The sequence below is a fragment of the Polaromonas sp. 39-63-25 genome, assembly GCF_002278925.1.
In the GTDB taxonomy this organism is placed as follows: Bacteria; Pseudomonadota; Gammaproteobacteria; order Burkholderiales; family Burkholderiaceae_C; genus Polaromonas.
Window position 1 is genome coordinate 522,545 of sequence record NZ_NCJH01000001.1, and the last position, 16,552, is coordinate 539,096.

Sequence of the window (16,552 nt, forward strand, 5' to 3'; positions counted from 1 at the left end):
TCCCATGAGCACCAAAAAAACCCCCACCGACCTCCAGCTTGAACTTCGCGGCGACCACCAGGAGATCGCCGTGATCCGCCTGAGCCGCCCCGCCAAACGCAACGCCCTCAACGACGGGCTGATTCTGGCGCTGCGCGACATGTTTGACAACCTGCCGGCCACGGTGCGCGCGGCCGTGATCCACGGTGAGGGCGCCCATTTCTGCGCCGGCCTGGACCTCGGCGAGCTGCAGGAACGCGACGCCGGCCAGGGCATGCACCACTCCCGCATGTGGCACGCGGCGCTGGAACGGGTCCAGTACGGCCCGGTGCCGGTGATTGCCGCGCTGCACGGCGCCGTGGTCGGCGGCGGACTGGAACTGGCCAGCGCCTGCCACATCCGCGTGGCCGATGCGTCCGCGTTTTATGCGCTGCCAGAAGGCTCGCGCGGCATTTTTGTCGGCGGCGGCGGATCTGTGCGTATCCCCAAGCTGGTAGGTGTCGCCCGCATGACCGACATGATGCTGACCGGCCGGGTCTACAACGCCGAGGATGGTGAACGCGCGGGTTTTGCGCAGTACCTGGTGCCCGAGGGCGAGGCCTTCGACAAGGCGCTGGAGCTGGCGCAGCGGGTCGCCGCCAATGCCCCACTGACCAACTACGCGCTGATGCACGCCCTGCCCCGCATCGCCGAACAACCGGCCGACCAGGGCTTTTTCACCGAGTCCCTGATGGCCGCCATCGCGCAGAGCGCGCCCGAGGCGAAAGCCCGGGTCAAGGCCTTCCTCGATGGCAAGGCCAACAAGGTCAGCAAGGACTGATCCCCTCCCCAGCCCCGACAAGAAAAGACATGAGCGAGACAAAACCCACTTCCGCCCCCCGCTACCGGCCCCTGACCTTCGGCGTGACACGTATCGCCGCTCGCGAGGGCGATGGCGGAACCCGTTACATCAAGGCCGACCAGCCCCTGGGCGACTACGCGGCGCGCATCACGGACCGCTTCCTGCATTGGGCACAAACCGTGCCGGAGCGCAGTTTTCTGGCGCGCCGGGTCCGCCAGGCCGACGGCAGCACGGGCGACTGGCAGCACCTGAGCTATGGCCAGGCGCTGGCCAGCGCACGCGCTCTCGGGCAGGCGCTGCTGGACCGCGGCCTGAGTGTCGACCGCCCCGTGGTGATCCTCAGCGAAAACGGGCTGGAGCATGCGCAGCTGGCGCTGGGCTGCCTGTACGCCGGCATTCCCTACTGCCCGGCCTCGCCGGCCTATTGCCTGGTCAGCCAGGACTATGACAAGCTGCGCCACATTCTTGACACGCTGACCCCGGGACTGGTGTTTGCCACGGATGCGGCGCGTTACGGCAAGGCGATCCAGGCGGCCGTCGGTGCCGACGTGGAAGTGGTGCTGCACGAAGGTTCGCTCGAGGGCCGGCCGACAACGTCGCTGGCCTCGCTGCTGGCCACCACACCCACCGCGCAGGTGGACGCCGCGATGCAGGCGACCGGGCCGGACACGATCAGCAAGTTCCTGTTCACCTCGGGCTCGACCAAGATGCCCAAGGCGGTGGTGAACACGCACCGCATGTGGTGCGCCAACCAGCAGCAGATGCGCCAGTCGATGCCGGTGCTGGCCGACGAGCCGCCCGTGCTGGTGGACTGGCTGCCCTGGAACCACACTTTCGGCGGCAACCACAACGTCGGGCTGACCCTGTACAACGGCGGCACGCTGTACATCGACGACGGCAAACCCACGCCGGCACTGATGGGCGAAACCCTGCGCAACCTGCGCGAGGTGGCGCCCACGCTGTACTTCAATGTGCCGACCGGCTTTGAGGCGATTGCCAACGCCATGAAGACCGACGACGTTCTGCGCAAAAACCTGCTGTCGCGCGTGAAGATGTTCTTCTACTCCGGTGCGGCACTGGCCCAGCCCGTGTGGGATGCGCTGCACGAGACCCAGGAACGCGAGATCGGTGAACGCATCGTGATGGGCACCGGCCTGGGCATGACCGAGTCCTCGCCTTTTGCGGTGTTCGTCACCAACCCCAACGTCAAGGCCGGCCACCTCGGCGTTCCCACACCCGGGCTGGAGCTCAAGCTGGTGCCTGTCGACGGCAAGACCGAGGTGCGCTACAAAGGCCCGAACATCACGCCGGGCTACTGGCGCAATGACGAAGCCACCCGCGAGAGCTTCGACGAGGAAGGCTTTTTCTCGACGGGGGATGCCGTGTTGTGGATCGACGAAAACGACCCGCACCTGGGCCTGCGTTTTGATGGCCGCATTGCCGAAGATTTCAAGCTCGCGACGGGCACCTTTGTCAGCGTGGGGCCGCTGCGGGCGAAGATCATTGCCGCCGGCGCACCTTATGTGCAGGACGCCGTGATCACCGGGATCAACCTCAATGAAGTCGGTGCGCTGATTTTTCCGACCCCGGCGGTGCGCAAGCTGGCCGGCCTGCCGGACGATGCGCCTCTGCAGCAGGTGCTGGAAAGCGAACCAGTGCAGTCACATTTCCAGAAAGTGGCCAACACGCTGGCCGCCGGTGCCACCGGCAGCTCCAGCCGCGTGGCCCGGCTGCACCTGATGGCCGCGCCGCCGTCCATCGACAAGGGCGAGGTCACCGACAAGGGCTCCATCAACCAGCGCGCCGTGCTCAAACACCGCGCAGCGCTCGCCGATGCGATGCACGGCGGCACGCTGCCTTTCACGATCCAGCCGCAACAGGACAAGCCATGAATATCGACGGACAAGCTGCACTCGTCACCGGTGGAGCTTCGGGTCTGGGCGAAGCCACTGCGCGAGAACTCGCGCGGCTGGGCGCCAAGGTCGCGGTGCTCGACGTCAACCTCGCGCTGGCCGAAAAGGTGGCGGCCGACATCGGCGGCGTGGCCTGCCAGTGCGACATCACCAGCAGCGACAGCGTGGCTGCAGCGCTGGAAAAGGCCACAGCCGTCCATGGCCCGGCGCGCATCCTGATGAACATCGCCGGCATCGGCTCGGCCAAACGTGTGGTCGGCAAGGACGGCCAGGCCGCGCCGCTGGAAGACTTTGCGAAGGTCATCACCGTCAACCTGATCGGCAGCTACAACATGAGCCGGCTGTTTGCGGCCGACTGCGTGAAGCTGGACCCGCTGGAAGATGGCGAGCGCGGCGTCATGATGTTCACCGCTTCGGTCGCCGCTTTCGACGGCCAGGTGGGCCAGCAAGCCTACAGCGCCTCCAAAGGCGGCCTGGTCGGCATGACCCTGCCGATGGCGCGCGACCTGGCGCAGCACGGCATCCGCGTCTGCACCATTGCGCCCGGCCTGTTTGCCACGCCGCTGATGAAGCAGTTGCCCGAACCGGTGCAACAATCGCTCGCCGCATCGATCCCGTTTCCGCCGCGCCTGGGAAAACCCGAAGAGTTCGCGCAGCTCGCATGCCATATCGTCACCAATACCCACCTCAATGGCGAAGTGATACGGCTCGACGGCGCCCTGCGCATGGCGCCGCGCTGAAACAGGCGCCATACGTTCCCCCTTGCAACAACTCGTGATCACGTGATTTTTGACAGCCCATTTTTACAACCGGAGACCTAGCATGACCTTTACCAAATCCATCCTCGCCATTGCCCTGGCTGGTTCGGCGGCTGGCGCCGCCCTGGCCGACATCAACATTGGCGTCAGCCTGCCGCTGACCGGGCCGACCTCGGCACTGGGTATCCCGATCAAGAACTCCATTGCCCTGTGGCCCACCAGCATTGGCGGGGAAAAAATCAATGTCATCATTCTTGACGACGCCACCGACCCCACCAATGCCACGAAGAACGCACGCCGCTTCGTCACCGACGACAAGGTCGACATCCTGATGGGCTCTGCCGCCACGCCGCCGGCCAATGCGGTCGCCGCCGTCGCCGCGGAAACCGGCACCATGCACATGACCTTTGCGCCCATCGACGTATCCATCGGCAAGGCCCCCTGGTCCTACAACACCCCGCAGTCCACGCTGGTGATGTCGCACGCCATCGCGGCCCACATGAAAAAAACCGGCGTCAAGACGGTCGGTTTCCTCGGCTACGCCGACGCCTTTGGTGAGCTGTTTCTGCGCGACATGAAGATCAAGATGGCCGGAACCGACATGAAGTTTGTGTCCGAAGAGCGTTTTGCCCGCACCGACACCAGCGTCACCGGCCAGGCCCTGAAGGTCACCGCCGGCAATCCTGACGCCATCCTGATCGTCGCCTCGGGCAGCGGTGCCGCCATGCCGCACAAGGCGTTGATCGAGCGCGGCTACAAGGGCAAGATCTACCAGACCCACGGCGCGGCCTCGCGCGACCTGATGCGTGTCGGTGGCAAGGACGTGGAAGGTGCGTTTGTCGTGGCCGGTCCGGGCGTCGTGGCCGAGCAGCTGCCCGCCAACCATCCCAGCAAGCAGGTGGCCATGACCCACGTGACGGCCTGGGAAAAGATTTACGGCCCGAACAGCCGCAACCCGTTTGCGGGCCACGCCTATGACGCGTCCGTGATCCTGCAGAAGATCATTCCCATCGCCCTCAAGACCGCCAAGCCCGGCACCAAGGAGTTCCGCGGTGCGCTCAAGGCCGCCCTTGAAAACGCCGGCCCGATCGCGCTGTTTCACGGCACCGTGAACTACACCGCGACCAACCACGCAGGCTACACCGACGACACCGGCATCATCATGCAGATCGTCAATGGCGACTGGAAGCTGCAGGCCAAATAAGCCGGCATTCCGGGCACTCCCGGTCGGGGCGGCCTCTGGCTGCCCCCGACCGGCGCCTACCGTTTCACGGGCTCCCTGAAGGTATTTATGGATTTTTCAATTGCCAGCATCCTGCTGGTCGATGGCCTGACCAATGGCGCGATTTATGCGCTGCTGGGGCTGGCCACCGTGCTGGTGTTTGCCGTGACCCGCGTCATCTTCATTCCGCAGGGCGAGTTCGTCACCTATGGTGCGCTGACGCTGGCCATTTTGCAGACCGGCAAGGTACCGGGCACGATCTGGCTGCTGATGCTGCTGGCCGGCCTGGCCGCGCTGGCCGAGGCCTGGCAAACCTGGAAGCGTTACCGGCTTGCCGGCACCGCGCTGCTGGCCGGCCTCAAGGTGCTGGTCGCCCCTGTCGTGGTGTCGCTGGTCACGCTGTGGGCCGCGCCGCAGCAGTTTTCGCTGCTGGTGCAGGCGCTGCTCTCGGTCTGCATCGTCACCTGTTTCGGGCCGCTGGTGTACCGGCTGGCCTATCAGTCGCTGGCTGATGCCAGCTCGCTGGTGCTGCTGATTGTGTCGGTGGGCGTGCATTTTGCGCTGACCGGCCTGGGCCTGCTGTTTTTTGGCGCCGAGGGTTTTCGCAACCCGCCGTTCTGGGACGCACGCTTCAGCCTGGGGGCGGTCAACCTGTCCGGCCAGGCGATCATCATTGCGCTGGCATCCATGGCGTTGATCGTGATGTTGTGGCTGTTTTTTGAGCGCACGCTGTACGGCAAGGCCCTGCGTGCAACCGCGGTGAACCGCCTGGGCGCGCGCCTGATGGGCATCTCCTCGCAAACCGCGGGCCAGCTGACCCTGGCCATGGCGGCGCTGATAGGCGCGCTGTCGGGCCTGCTGATCGGCCCCACCACCACCGTGTTTTACGACTCGGGTTTTCTCATCGGCCTCAAGGGTTTTGTGGCGGCCGTCATCGGCGGCCTGGCCAGCTACCCGGGCGCGGCCATAGGCGCGCTTGCCGTCGGCATCATCGAAGCCTTCGGCTCCTTCTGGGCCAGCGCCTTCAAGGAAGTGATCGTCTTCACGCTGATCCTGCCGGTGCTGCTCTGGCGCTCGCTCAAGGGCGGGCACTCGGACGAGGAGCACTGACATGACCCTCCGTAAATGGGGCCCGTGGGTCCTGGTCGCTGCACTGCTGCTGGTCTGTGTCCTGCCCGTGCCGGAGTTCTGGATCACCCAGCTCAACTACATCGGCATTTCCAGCCTGACCGTGCTGGGCCTGATCCTGCTGACCGGCGTCGGCGGCCTGACCTCCTTCGGGCAGGCGGCCTTTGTCGGTATCGGTGCCTACACCAGCGCCTATCTGACGGTGAACGCAGGGCTCTCGCCCTGGGTCACGCTGCTGGTCGGCCTGGGCCTGACCGCGGCCTGCGCCGTGGTGCTGGGCTGGATCACGCTGCGCATGTCCGGTCACTACCTGCCGCTGGCCACACTGGCCTGGGGCCTGTCGCTGTACTACACCATGGGCAACCTGGACGCGCTGGGCAAATACGACGGCATTCTCGGTGTCACCGGCCTGTCGCTGTTCGGCTGGGAGCTGGGCCAGGGGCGGGTCTACCTGCTGCTGACCTGGTCGCTGGTGCTGCTGGGCACGCTGGCGCTGATTCACCTGCTCGATTCGCGCGTGGGCCGCGCCATCCGCTCGCTCAAGAGCGGCTCGCAGATGGCCGAATCCATGGGCATCGACACCCTGCGCTTCAAGATCGGCATCTTCCTGATTGCCGCGCTGTTTGCCTCGGTGTCCGGCTGGCTGTTTGCGCACTTCCAGCGTTCGGTCAACCCCTCGCCGTTCGGCGTGCATGTGGGCATCGAGTACCTGTTCATGGCCGTGCTCGGCGGCGCCGGCCATGTCTGGGGCGCCATCACCGGCGTGGCGATCACCAAACTCATGGCCGACCAGCTGCAGGTACTGCTGCCCATGCTCATAGGCACCAGCGGCAGCTACGAGACCATTGTGTTCGGCGTGCTGCTGGTGCTCACGCTCAAGTACGCGCCTGACGGCATCTGGGCCTTTGTGGACCGCAAGCTGCCCAAGGCCGCGCGCAAGGTGGACTGGCAGGATGCCGCCCCGCTGCCGCACCGCGCCAAGCCGGCCGCCGGCGAGATCGTCCTCCAGGCCAGCAACATCCGCAAGGAGTTTGGCGGCCTGGTGGCAGTCAACGACATCAACTTCTCGGTGGCCTCGGGCCAGATCGTCGGCCTGATCGGCCCGAACGGCGCAGGCAAGTCCACCACCTTCAACCTGATCACCGGTGTGCTGAGCCTGACACGCGGCAGCGTGACCTTCCGCGGTGAAACCATCAGCAGCCTGCCCTCGCGCGAAATCGCCAAACGCGGCATTTCGCGCACCTTCCAGCACGTCAAGATGATTGCCGACATGACGGTGCTCGAAAACGTGGCGCTGGGCGCGCACCTGCGCGGCAGCAAGGGCGCGCCGTCGGCCATGCTGCGGCTGGACCGGGCGGAAGAACAGCGCCTGCTGCGCGAGGCCGAGCAGCAGCTGCGCCGCGTCGGCATGGGCGACCACCTGCATGAACTGGCCGGCAACCTGGCCATGGGCCAGCAGCGGCTGCTGGAGATTGCGCGCGCGCTGTGCAATGACCCGGCCCTGCTGCTGCTCGACGAGCCCGCCGCCGGCCTGCGTTACCTCGAAAAGCAGGCGCTGATCGAGGTGCTGCGCCAGCTCAAGGCCGAGGGCATGAGCATCCTGCTGGTCGAGCACGACATGGACCTGGTGATGCAGGTCACCGACCGCATCGTGGTGATGGAGTTCGGCACGCGCCTGATCGAAGGCACGCCCGAAGAAATCCAGGCCAGCCCGGCGGTACGCGCCGCCTACCTCGGCACGGAACATTGACCAGCATGACCACCCCTCTTCTCACCGTCAACAACCTCCACGCCGGCTATGGCAAGGCCGAAGTCCTGCGCGGCATCGCCCTGCAGGCCGAAGCCGGCAGCATCATCACCGTCATCGGCCCCAATGGCGCCGGCAAGTCCACCCTGCTCAATGCGCTCATGGGGGTCTTGCCTGCCACCGGCAGCATCGAATACGCCGGCCGCTCCATCATCGGCCTGCCGCTGGAAGAACGCGTCATGCTCGGCATCGCCCTGGTGCCCGAAAAACGCGAGCTGTTCGGCAGCATGTCGGTGGAAGACAACCTCGTGCTTGGCGCCTTTCGCCAGGTGCGTCTGCGCAACAAGGCCTGGCGCGACCAGATGGAGGTGGTGTTCGAGTTGTTTCCGCGCCTGAAGGAACGCCGCGCGCAGGAGGCCGGCACACTCTCCGGCGGCGAGCGGCAGATGCTGGCGCTGGGCCGCGCCCTGATGTCGCGTCCCACCCTGCTGATGCTCGACGAACCCAGCCTGGGCCTGGCGCCGCTGATCGTGCGGGAAATCTTCCACACCATCGAGGCGCTGCGCCAGACCGGCGTAACCACCCTGCTGGTGGAGCAGAACGCGCGCGCCGCCCTCGACGCGGCCGATCATGGCTACGTGCTGGAGATGGGCGAGATCGGCCTGAGCGGCCCGGCCGCCGACCTCGCGAAGGACCCGCGCGTGGTGGACACCTACCTGGGCGCGTCGCGCAAACCGGCTGCCACCGCCTGAGGCCATGGACTACCAGCCCCGCCTCGACGACATCCGGTTCATCCTGAACGAGGTGCTGGACGCCCCGGCGCAATTGCAGGCGCTCGCGCCTTTTGCCGGCACCGATGCCGACCTCATGGAACAGGTCATCAGCGAAGCCGGCAAATTCGTGGCCGGACAGATCGCACCGCTGCAACGCACCGGCGACGAGATCGGCTGCACGTGGGACCAGGGGCTGGTCACCACCCCGCCCGGTTTCAAGGCCGCCTATGCCGCCTTCTGGCAAGGCGGCTGGCCGGCGCTGGCCTGCGCGCCGGAGGACGGCGGCCAGGGCCTGCCCGCGGTGCTGGAGGCGATTCTGTACGAGATGCTCAGCGCCGCCAACCACGGCTGGACCATGGCGCCCGGCCTGTTGCACGGCGCCTACGAATGCATACGCCACCATGCCAGCGACGCCCTGAAGGCGAGCTACCTTGAAAAAGTGGCGACCGGCGAGTGGCTGGCCACCATGTGCCTGACCGAACCGCACGCGGGCAGCGACCTCGGCCTGGCGCGCACCCGGGCCGTGGGCCAGGCCGACGGCAGCTACCGCCTCAGCGGCACCAAGATTTTCATCTCGGGCGGCGAACACGACCTGACGGACAACATTGTTCACCTCGTGCTCGCGCGGCTGCCCGATGCGCCGCCCGGCCCCAAGGGCCTGTCGCTGTTCCTGGCACCCAAGGTCCTGCCGGATGGCCAGCGCAACACCGTTCATTGCGATCGCATCGAGGAAAAAATGGGCCTGCACGGCAGCCCGACCTGCGTGATGCGTTTTGACGAAGCCACTTGCTGGATCGTCGGCGAGCCGGGCCGCGGCCTGGCAGCGATGTTCGTGATGATGAACGCGGCGCGCCTGCATGTGGCCCTGCAGGGGATTGGCCTGCTCGAGGCCGCGTGGCAGAAGGCCGATGCTTATGCCGCCGAACGCCGGCAGATGCGCGTGCCCGGCCCGCGCGACAACAAGGAGCCGGCCGATGCCATCAGCGGCCACCCCGCCATGCGCCGCCTGCTGGACACGCAGCGCGCGTGGATAGACGGCGGCCGTGTGCTCGCCTACCGCACGGCGATGGAGCTGGACATCGCAAAACACCATCCCGACGCCACCCGGCAGGCCAGCGCGCAACGCTGGTGCAGCCTGGTCACCCCCGTGCTCAAGGCGGCCTTCACCCACCAGGCTTTTTACGGCGCCAGCGACTGCCTGCAGGTTTTCGGCGGCCACGGCTATGTGCGCGAATGGGGCATCGAGCAAATCGTGCGCGACGCGCGTGTGCCCATGATTTACGAAGGCACCAACGAGATCCAGGCCATTGACCTGCTGGTGCGCAAGGTGCTGGCCGACGGTGGCGCCGGCATGACCGCGCTGCTGCAGGACCTGCAGACCGGCCTGGATGCCGGCCACCCGGGCGACGCCGACGTGTTGCGCCGCTTTGCCGACCTGTGCAACCTCACAGCCCTGCTGGCCAAGGCCAGCCAGACCGACCCGGTGCTGGCCTACGAAGCCGCCGACGACTACCTGCGCGCGGTCGCCCTCGCCCTGCTGGCCTGGGCCTGGAGCCGCATCGACAGGGTCGCGGACGACGCCCCGCGCTGGCGCCAGGCCAGCGCCGCGCTGCACCTGCGCGTGTTGCCCGAATTCGACATGCGTGTCAAAACAATTGAAGGACAATGCAAACCTGTCCCCGTGCTGAACTGAACCCCATGAGCGCTCGCGATCTTCCCAAACCTCCCGACCCGGCCGCCACGGCCACGGTGGACCAGGTCGATACCAGCTACCTGCAAAGCCTGATCGGCTACAACGCCAGGCGCGCGGCGCTGTCGGTCATCGAGGTGTTCATGGAACGCATGGCGCCTTATGACCTGCGGGTCGTGGATTTTTCGGTGCTGTCGCTGGTCACGCACAACCCCGGCATCACCTCGCGCCAACTCTGCACCGCGCTGGGCATCCTGCCGCCCAACCTGGTGGCCATGGTCAACAGCCTGGAAAAACGCGAGCTGATCGCACGCAAGCCGCACCCGCGCGACGGCCGGGCCATGGGCCTGCACCTCACCGCCAGCGGCAGCAAGCTGATGCGCGACGCCGAACACACCGCGGCAACGCTGGAAGCCGACGTCGCCGCCCGGCTCACGGCCAGTGAGACGAAAACCCTGCTGCGGCTGCTGCAAAAGATCTACCTGTGACGCCCGGTTGCCCCCACCCCTAACGCATTCGTTCCAACTTTTCAAGCCCTTTTGGCTGTGAAGCTACACCCTGCGGGCGCAGGCAGCTATAAAACTAGTAGCAGTCGGGAATTTGCGCTATATTCGCCTTCCAAGCCCATGCTTGCCGATCAACTCTGACAAAAATCGTGACCAGGAGATGCCCCCCATGAGTGCCAAAGAAAATGCCGCCGTCGGACAGCTGTTTGAACTGCTTGAATCGCGTTATGCCTTGCGTGTGTTGTGGGCGCTCAAAGACGGTCATCCGCAGACTTTCCGGTTGCTGCAGGACAGCGTGGGCAGCATCACCCCGAACACCCTGAACACCCGTATCAAGGAACTGCGCGCCGCCGGCCTGATGGGTCACGGCAACGACGGCTACATCGTCACCGCCCTTGGTGCCGACCTGCTCAAACGCCTGAACGACGTGCAGGCCTTCGCCGCCAAATGGTCGGCCAGCCAGACCAAGGTCACGGCCGTCAAGAAAAAATAAGGCGCTGCCGCCCCCACCAAGACAGGCCCTGCGCCTGTCTTTTTATTTGGGGCGGGCCCTTTCAAGGCCGGATTTAAGGCATAAAATCGGGCTTCAGCCCTTTTACAGCTTGCGCGAACAGCTATTTATTTGATAGCACCGGCCAGCCAGCAGACGGCGCCCACCCGCGCAGCACCAGGCTGCAATTCCTTGTCTTGAAAAGGGCTTTGCTGCCCCAAGCTGCCCTCTTGTCCTTCAGAACAACCGCCTTCGACCATGTCCGACCACAAACAACCCGAACAAAATCAAGACCTGAGCGGTGCCCCCAGCCCGGAAGAGCTGGAGGCCGCCCAGGCCGCCAACGAGGCCGATGCACTGAGCGCGGCCCAGACCGAACTGGCCTTGCTGCAGGCCAAAAACACCGAACTGGCCGACAACTTCCTGCGCGCCAAGGCCGAGGCTGAAAATGCCCGCCGCCGTGCCGACGATGAAATCGCCAAGGCGCGCAAGTTCGCCGTCGAGAGTTTTGCCGAAAGCCTGCTGCCGGTCACCGACAGCCTGGAAGCCGGCCTGCAGCAGCCGGACGCCACGGCCGCCCAGATCCGCGAAGGTACCGAAGCCACGCTCAAGCAGCTCAAAAGCGCGCTCGAGCGCAACAAGGTGATCGAGATCAACCCCGCTGCCGGGACCCGCTTCGATCCGCACCAACACCAGGCCATCAGCATGGTGCCGGCCGAGCAGGAAGCCAACACCGTGGTCGGCGTGCTGCAAAAAGGCTACCTGATCGCCGACCGCGTGTTGCGGCCCGCGCTGGTCACCGTGGCGGCAGCCAAATAAATGAGCTGATTTGCGATGTTGCACTTGAAACGTCGAAAGTTATCCACAAGTCATCAACATGGTCCTGTGACCAGCGGCTGAAATCTTCGGCCTCCCCGTCTTCACCAACTTAACCAAGAAAATCTAGGAGTAAATCATGGGCAGAATCATCGGTATCGATCTGGGCACCACCAACAGCTGCGTGGCTGTGATGGAGGGCAACGTCCCCCGCGTCATCGAAAACTCGGAAGGTGCGCGCACCACGCCGTCGGTCGTGGCTTACCTCGAAAACGGTGAAGTACTGGTCGGTGCCTCGGCCAAGCGCCAGGCCGTGACCAATCCCAAGAACACGCTCTACGCGGTCAAGCGCCTGATCGGCCGCAAGTTCACTGAAAAAGAAGTGCAAAAGGACATCGACCTGATGCCCTACAAGATCGTGGCCGCCGACAACGGCGACGCCTGGGTCGAAGTGCACGGCAAGAAGATGTCGCCGCAGCAGGTCAGCGCCGACATCCTGCGCAAGATGAAAAAAACCGCCGAAGACTACCTCGGCGAGCCGGTCACCGAAGCCGTGATCACGGTGCCTGCCTACTTCAACGACGCACAGCGCCAGGCCACCAAGGACGCCGGCCGCATTGCGGGCCTGGACGTCAAGCGCATCATCAACGAGCCCACCGCTGCGGCGCTGGCCTTCGGCATGGACAAGCAGGAAAAGGGCGACCGCAAGATCTCGGTCTATGACCTGGGCGGCGGCACCTTCGACATCTCCATCATCGAGATTGCCGATGTCGACGGCGAAAAGCAGTTCGAAGTGCTGTCCACCAACGGCGACACCTTCCTGGGCGGCGAAGACTTTGACCAGCGCATCATCGACTTCATCATCGACGAATTCAAGAAGGAATCCGGCGTCAACCTCAAGAACGACGTGCTGGCCCTGCAACGCCTGAAGGAAGCCGCCGAGAAGGCCAAGATCGAGCTGTCCTCGAGCGCGCAGACCGACATCAACCTGCCTTACATCACGGCCGATGCGTCGGGTCCGAAACACCTGAACATCAAGATGACACGCTCCAAGCTGGAGCAACTCGTCGAAGAGCTGGTCGAGCGCACCATCACCCCGAGCCGCGTGGCAATGAAGGACGCAGGCATCAGCGGCGGCGACATCCACGACGTGATCCTGGTCGGTGGCCAGACCCGCATGCCCAAGGTGCAGGAGAAGGTCAAGGAATTCTTCGGCAAGGAGCCGCGCAAGGACGTGAACCCCGACGAGGCCGTGGCCGTCGGTGCTGCGATCCAGGGCCAGGTGCTGTCGGGCGACCGCTCCGACGTGCTGCTGCTCGACGTGACCCCGCTGTCCCTCGGTATCGAAACCATGGGCGGCGTGATGACCAAGATGATCAAGAAGAACACGACCATCCCGACCAAGTTCGCGCAGACCTTCTCGACCGCTGAAGACAACCAGCCGGCCGTGACGATCAAGGTGTTCCAGGGCGAGCGTGAGATCGCCTCGGGCAACAAGGCGCTGGGCGAGTTCAACCTCGAGGGCATTCCGCCTGCCGCACGCGGCACGCCGCAGATCGAAGTGTCCTTCGACATCGACGCCAACGGCATCCTGCACGTGGGCGCCAAGGACAAGGGTACCGGCAAGGAAAACAAGATCACCATCAAGGCGAACTCGGGTCTGTCGGAGTCCGAGATCCAGCAGATGGTCAAGGACGCCGAACTCCACGCCGCCGAGGACAAGGAGCGGGTCGAGTTCGTGCAGGCCAAGAACAATGCTGAAGCCATGGTGCACAGCGTGAAAAAATCGCTGACCGAGTACGGCGACAAGCTCGACGCCGGCGAGAAGGAAAAGATCGAGGCCGCCATCAAGGACATGGAAGAAGCGCTCAAGGGCGAGAGCAAGGACGCCATCGACGCGAAAAACGCCGCCCTGATGGAAGCCAGCCAGAAGCTCGGTGAAAAAATGTACGCCGACATGCAGGCATCGCAGGCCGCACAGGCCGGCGGCGCGGCGGGCGGCGAAGAAGCAGCCGCCAAACCGGCCGCCGACGACAATGTGGTGGACGCCGAAGTCAAGGAAGTCAAGAAGGGCTGATCCCCTTTTTGATGCAACGCCTCCGGGCAGCGAAGCGGAATCGGGGGCTTTCCCCGCATTCCGCTTTGCCGCATCCGGGGCACAGGAATCCTTTCCACTGAACACGCAATTCCCATGGCCATCAAAAAAGACTACTACGACACGCTGGGTGTTCCGAAAAACGCCAGCGACGAAGACATCAAGAAAGCCTATCGCAAGCTGGCGATGAAGCACCACCCTGACCGCAACCAGGGCAGCGCCAGCAAGGCCTCCGAGGAGAAATTCAAGGAAGCCAAGGAAGCCTACGAGATGCTTTCCGATGCCCAGAAACGCGCCGCCTACGACCAGTACGGCCACGCCGGTGTTGATCCGAACCGCGGCGGCGGTCCCGGTGCGGAAGGTTTTGGCGGTTTTGCCGAAGCCTTCGGCGATATTTTTGGCGATGTCTTCGGCGGCCAGCAGGCCCGCGGCGGACAGCGCGGCGGCCGCCAGGTCTACCGCGGCGGCGACCTCAGCTACGCGATGGAAGTCACGCTGGAAGAAGCCGCCACCGGCAAGGACGCGCAGATCCGCATCCCGAGCTGGGACGACTGCAACACCTGCCACGGCACCGGCGCCAAACCCGGCACCAAGGTGGTCACCTGCACCACCTGCCACGGCCACGGCGTGGTGCAGATGCGCCAGGGCTTTTTCAGCGTGCAGCAGACCTGCCCGCAGTGCAAGGGCACCGGCAAGCTGATTCCCGAGCCCTGCGTCGCCTGCCACGGCGTCGGCAAGACCAAAACCACCAAAACCCTGGAAGTCAAGATTCCGGCCGGCATCGACGACGGCATGCGCATCCGCTCCACCGGCAACGGCGAGCCGGGCACCAATGGCGGCCCGCCGGGTGACCTCTACATCGAGATCCGCCTGAAGAAACACGACATCTTCGAGCGCGACGGCGACGACCTGCACTGCGTGGTGCCCATCGGCATGCCGACGGCTGCGCTGGGCGGCGAGATCGAGGTGCCTACGCTGGCCGGCAAGGCCGCCATCGACATCCCCGAAGGCACGCAGACCGGCAAGCAGTTCCGCCTGCGCGGCAAGGGCATCAAGGGCGTGCGCTCCAGCTACCCCGGCGACCTGTACTGCCACATCACGGTGGAAACGCCGGTCAAGCTGACCGAGCACCAGCGCAAGCTGTTCAAGGAACTCGACGAGTCCCTGAAAAAAGGCGGTGCCAAACACTCGCCGACCGAAGAAAGCTGGACCGACAAGCTCAAGGGCTTTTTCAGCGCCTGATGCCACGCCGCGGGCCGCTATCAAACCGATAGCTGCCTGCGGCCGACCGGAAAGGGCTGGAGGCAGTTTTTGCCATAAAAGTGGCGAAAACAGGTTTGTACACGGCCTCTGCCTCCGGCCTCGCAATCATTCTCAAAATGAAACGCCCAAGCGGCGGGTCATGCGCCGCCTGGGCTGCGGTCGTGCGGGAGCTGGCATATAGTGCCTTCTCCTCCTCATCCCCTACAGACAAGCCCCCATGAAAACCAAAGCAGCCGTCGCCTGGAAAGCAGGCCAAGCCCTGACTATTGAAACCGTTGACCTCGAGGGCCCGAAATTCGGCGAGGTGCTGGTCGAGATCAAGGCCACCGGCATCTGCCACACCGACTACTACACGCTGTCGGGCGCCGACCCGGAAGGCATCTTCCCGGCCATCCTCGGCCATGAAGGCGCGGGCATCGTGGTCGATGTCGGCCCCGGCGTGACCACGCTCAAAAAGGGCGACCACGTCATTCCCCTGTACACGCCCGAGTGCCGCCAGTGCAAGTTCTGCCTCTCGCGCAAGACCAATTTGTGCCAGCTGATCCGCGGCACCCAGGGCAAGGGCCTGATGCCCGATGCGACCAGCCGCTTCAGCCTGGACGGCAAACCCATCTTCCACTACATGGGCACCTCGACCTTCAGCAACTACACGGTGGCGCCGGAAATTTCGCTGGCCAAGATCCGTGAAGATGCCCCCTTCGACAAGGTCTGCTACATCGGCTGCGGCGTGACCACCGGCATTGGCGCGGTGCTGTTCACCGCCAAGGTGGAAGCCGGGGCCAACGTCGTGGTGTTCGGCCTGGGCGGCATCGGCCTGAACGTGATCCAGGGCGCGAAGATGGTCGGCGCCGACAAGATCATTGGCGTGGACATCAACCCGGCGCGCCAGGAAATGGCGCGCAAATTCGGCATGACGCATTTCATCAACCCGAAGGAAGTGGACAACGTGGTCGATGCCATCGTGCAGCTCACCGACGGCGGGGCCGACTACAGCTTCGAGTGCATAGGCAACACCAAGGTCATGCGCCAGGCACTCGAATGCACCCACAAGGGCTGGGGCCGCAGCATCATCATCGGCGTGGCCGAAGCCGGCGCCGAGATCAGCACCCGCCCCTTCCAGCTCGTCACCGGCCGCAAGTGGGAAGGCTCGGCCTTCGGCGGCGCGCGCGGCCGCACCGACGTGCCGAAGATCGTGGACTGGTACATGGAAGGCAAGATCAACATCGACGACCTGATCACGCACACCATGCCGCTGGAGGACATCAACAAGGGCTTCGAGCTGATGAAAAGCGGCGAGTCGATCCGCGGCGTGGTGCTCTACTAAAAAGGAC

At 64.8% G+C, this 16,552-nt stretch carries 14 protein-coding genes; all 14 read left to right on the forward strand.

Translation table 11 applies throughout. The features are described from left to right. Nucleotides 1-4 precede the first annotated feature (4 nt). The 14 genes from B7X65_RS02515 to B7X65_RS02580 all read left to right on the forward strand — a co-directional run bounded on the left by B7X65_RS02515 (nucleotide 5) and on the right by B7X65_RS02580 (nucleotide 16,545). Nucleotides 5-799 (forward strand): crotonase/enoyl-CoA hydratase family protein, encoded by a 795-nt coding sequence (locus B7X65_RS02515; protein WP_293592401.1) that lies wholly within the window; start codon nucleotides 5-7, stop codon nucleotides 797-799. A 29-nt stretch (nucleotides 800-828) separates the two neighbouring features. Then, the gene (locus tag B7X65_RS02520; protein ID WP_293592402.1) at nucleotides 829-2,712 is read left to right on the forward strand and encodes a feruloyl-CoA synthase; all 1,884 of its coding nucleotides are present in this window, start codon (nucleotides 829-831) and stop codon (nucleotides 2,710-2,712) included. Continuing rightward, complete coding sequence (locus B7X65_RS02525) at nucleotides 2,709-3,473, forward strand: SDR family NAD(P)-dependent oxidoreductase (RefSeq protein ID WP_293592403.1); 765 nt, start codon at nucleotides 2,709-2,711, stop codon at nucleotides 3,471-3,473. Before B7X65_RS02520 ends, B7X65_RS02525 begins: the two co-directional genes overlap by 4 nt. An 82-nt stretch (nucleotides 3,474-3,555) precedes the next feature. Continuing rightward, nucleotides 3,556-4,695 (forward strand): ABC transporter substrate-binding protein, encoded by a 1,140-nt coding sequence (locus B7X65_RS02530; RefSeq protein WP_293592404.1) that lies wholly within the window; start codon nucleotides 3,556-3,558, stop codon nucleotides 4,693-4,695. 87 nt (nucleotides 4,696-4,782) lie between these two features. Continuing rightward, nucleotides 4,783-5,823 carry a branched-chain amino acid ABC transporter permease gene (locus B7X65_RS02535; RefSeq protein WP_293592405.1) on the forward strand — a complete coding sequence of 347 codons (1,041 nt, stop codon included), beginning with the start codon at nucleotides 4,783-4,785 and terminating at the stop codon, nucleotides 5,821-5,823. 1 nt (nucleotide 5,824) lies between these two features. Beyond that, nucleotides 5,825-7,591, forward strand: a complete 1,767-nt coding sequence (locus tag B7X65_RS02540) for a branched-chain amino acid ABC transporter ATP-binding protein/permease (protein ID WP_293592406.1) — start codon at nucleotides 5,825-5,827, stop codon at nucleotides 7,589-7,591. Between the two features lie 5 nt (nucleotides 7,592-7,596). After that, on the forward strand, nucleotides 7,597-8,340 hold the full coding sequence (locus B7X65_RS02545) for an ABC transporter ATP-binding protein (protein ID WP_293592407.1): 744 nt from the start codon (nucleotides 7,597-7,599) through the stop codon (nucleotides 8,338-8,340). 4 nt (nucleotides 8,341-8,344) lie between these two features. Next, nucleotides 8,345-10,054, forward strand: a complete 1,710-nt coding sequence (locus B7X65_RS02550) for an acyl-CoA dehydrogenase family protein (RefSeq protein WP_293592408.1) — start codon at nucleotides 8,345-8,347, stop codon at nucleotides 10,052-10,054. A 5-nt stretch (nucleotides 10,055-10,059) separates the two neighbouring features. Next, nucleotides 10,060-10,539, forward strand: coding sequence for a MarR family transcriptional regulator (locus B7X65_RS02555; RefSeq protein WP_293592409.1), 480 nt, complete (start codon nucleotides 10,060-10,062; stop codon nucleotides 10,537-10,539). A 187-nt stretch (nucleotides 10,540-10,726) separates the two neighbouring features. Next, nucleotides 10,727-11,050, forward strand: a complete 324-nt coding sequence (locus tag B7X65_RS02560) for a winged helix-turn-helix transcriptional regulator (RefSeq protein WP_293592410.1) — start codon at nucleotides 10,727-10,729, stop codon at nucleotides 11,048-11,050. 255 nt (nucleotides 11,051-11,305) lie between these two features. Next, the gene (grpE, locus tag B7X65_RS02565) at nucleotides 11,306-11,866 is read left to right on the forward strand and encodes a nucleotide exchange factor GrpE (protein WP_293592411.1); all 561 of its coding nucleotides are present in this window, start codon (nucleotides 11,306-11,308) and stop codon (nucleotides 11,864-11,866) included. Between the two features lie 136 nt (nucleotides 11,867-12,002). Beyond that, on the forward strand, nucleotides 12,003-13,940 hold the full coding sequence (gene dnaK, locus B7X65_RS02570; RefSeq protein ID WP_293592412.1) for a molecular chaperone DnaK: 1,938 nt from the start codon (nucleotides 12,003-12,005) through the stop codon (nucleotides 13,938-13,940). 114 nt (nucleotides 13,941-14,054) lie between these two features. Beyond that, entirely contained in the window at nucleotides 14,055-15,200 is a 1,146-nt protein-coding gene (dnaJ, locus tag B7X65_RS02575) for a molecular chaperone DnaJ (protein WP_293592413.1), read from the forward strand. Nucleotides 15,201-15,438: 238 nt separating this feature from the next. Continuing rightward, the gene (locus B7X65_RS02580; RefSeq protein ID WP_293592414.1) at nucleotides 15,439-16,545 is read left to right on the forward strand and encodes an S-(hydroxymethyl)glutathione dehydrogenase/class III alcohol dehydrogenase; all 1,107 of its coding nucleotides are present in this window, start codon (nucleotides 15,439-15,441) and stop codon (nucleotides 16,543-16,545) included. Nucleotides 16,546-16,552 lie beyond the last annotated feature (7 nt).

Bases quoted from the DNA above. Each gene is read 5' to 3' on its own strand.
- B7X65_RS02550 (WP_293592408.1), top strand. From the start codon at position 8,345: ATGGACTACCAGCCCCGCCTCGACGACATCCGGTTCATCCTGAACGAG.
- B7X65_RS02560 (WP_293592410.1), top strand. From the start codon at position 10,727: ATGAGTGCCAAAGAAAATGCCGCCGTCGGACAGCTGTTTGAACTGCTT.
- B7X65_RS02555 (WP_293592409.1), top strand. From the start codon at position 10,060: ATGAGCGCTCGCGATCTTCCCAAACCTCCCGACCCGGCCGCCACGGCC.
- B7X65_RS02520 (WP_293592402.1), top strand. From the start codon at position 829: ATGAGCGAGACAAAACCCACTTCCGCCCCCCGCTACCGGCCCCTGACC.
- B7X65_RS02515 (WP_293592401.1), top strand. From the start codon at position 5: ATGAGCACCAAAAAAACCCCCACCGACCTCCAGCTTGAACTTCGCGGC.
- grpE (WP_293592411.1), top strand. From the start codon at position 11,306: ATGTCCGACCACAAACAACCCGAACAAAATCAAGACCTGAGCGGTGCC.
- B7X65_RS02545 (WP_293592407.1), top strand. From the start codon at position 7,597: ATGACCACCCCTCTTCTCACCGTCAACAACCTCCACGCCGGCTATGGC.
- B7X65_RS02540 (WP_293592406.1), top strand. From the start codon at position 5,825: ATGACCCTCCGTAAATGGGGCCCGTGGGTCCTGGTCGCTGCACTGCTG.
- B7X65_RS02580 (WP_293592414.1), top strand. From the start codon at position 15,439: ATGAAAACCAAAGCAGCCGTCGCCTGGAAAGCAGGCCAAGCCCTGACT.
- B7X65_RS02535 (WP_293592405.1), top strand. From the start codon at position 4,783: ATGGATTTTTCAATTGCCAGCATCCTGCTGGTCGATGGCCTGACCAAT.
- dnaK (WP_293592412.1), top strand. From the start codon at position 12,003: ATGGGCAGAATCATCGGTATCGATCTGGGCACCACCAACAGCTGCGTG.
- dnaJ (WP_293592413.1), top strand. From the start codon at position 14,055: ATGGCCATCAAAAAAGACTACTACGACACGCTGGGTGTTCCGAAAAAC.
- B7X65_RS02525 (WP_293592403.1), top strand. From the start codon at position 2,709: ATGAATATCGACGGACAAGCTGCACTCGTCACCGGTGGAGCTTCGGGT.
- B7X65_RS02530 (WP_293592404.1), top strand. From the start codon at position 3,556: ATGACCTTTACCAAATCCATCCTCGCCATTGCCCTGGCTGGTTCGGCG.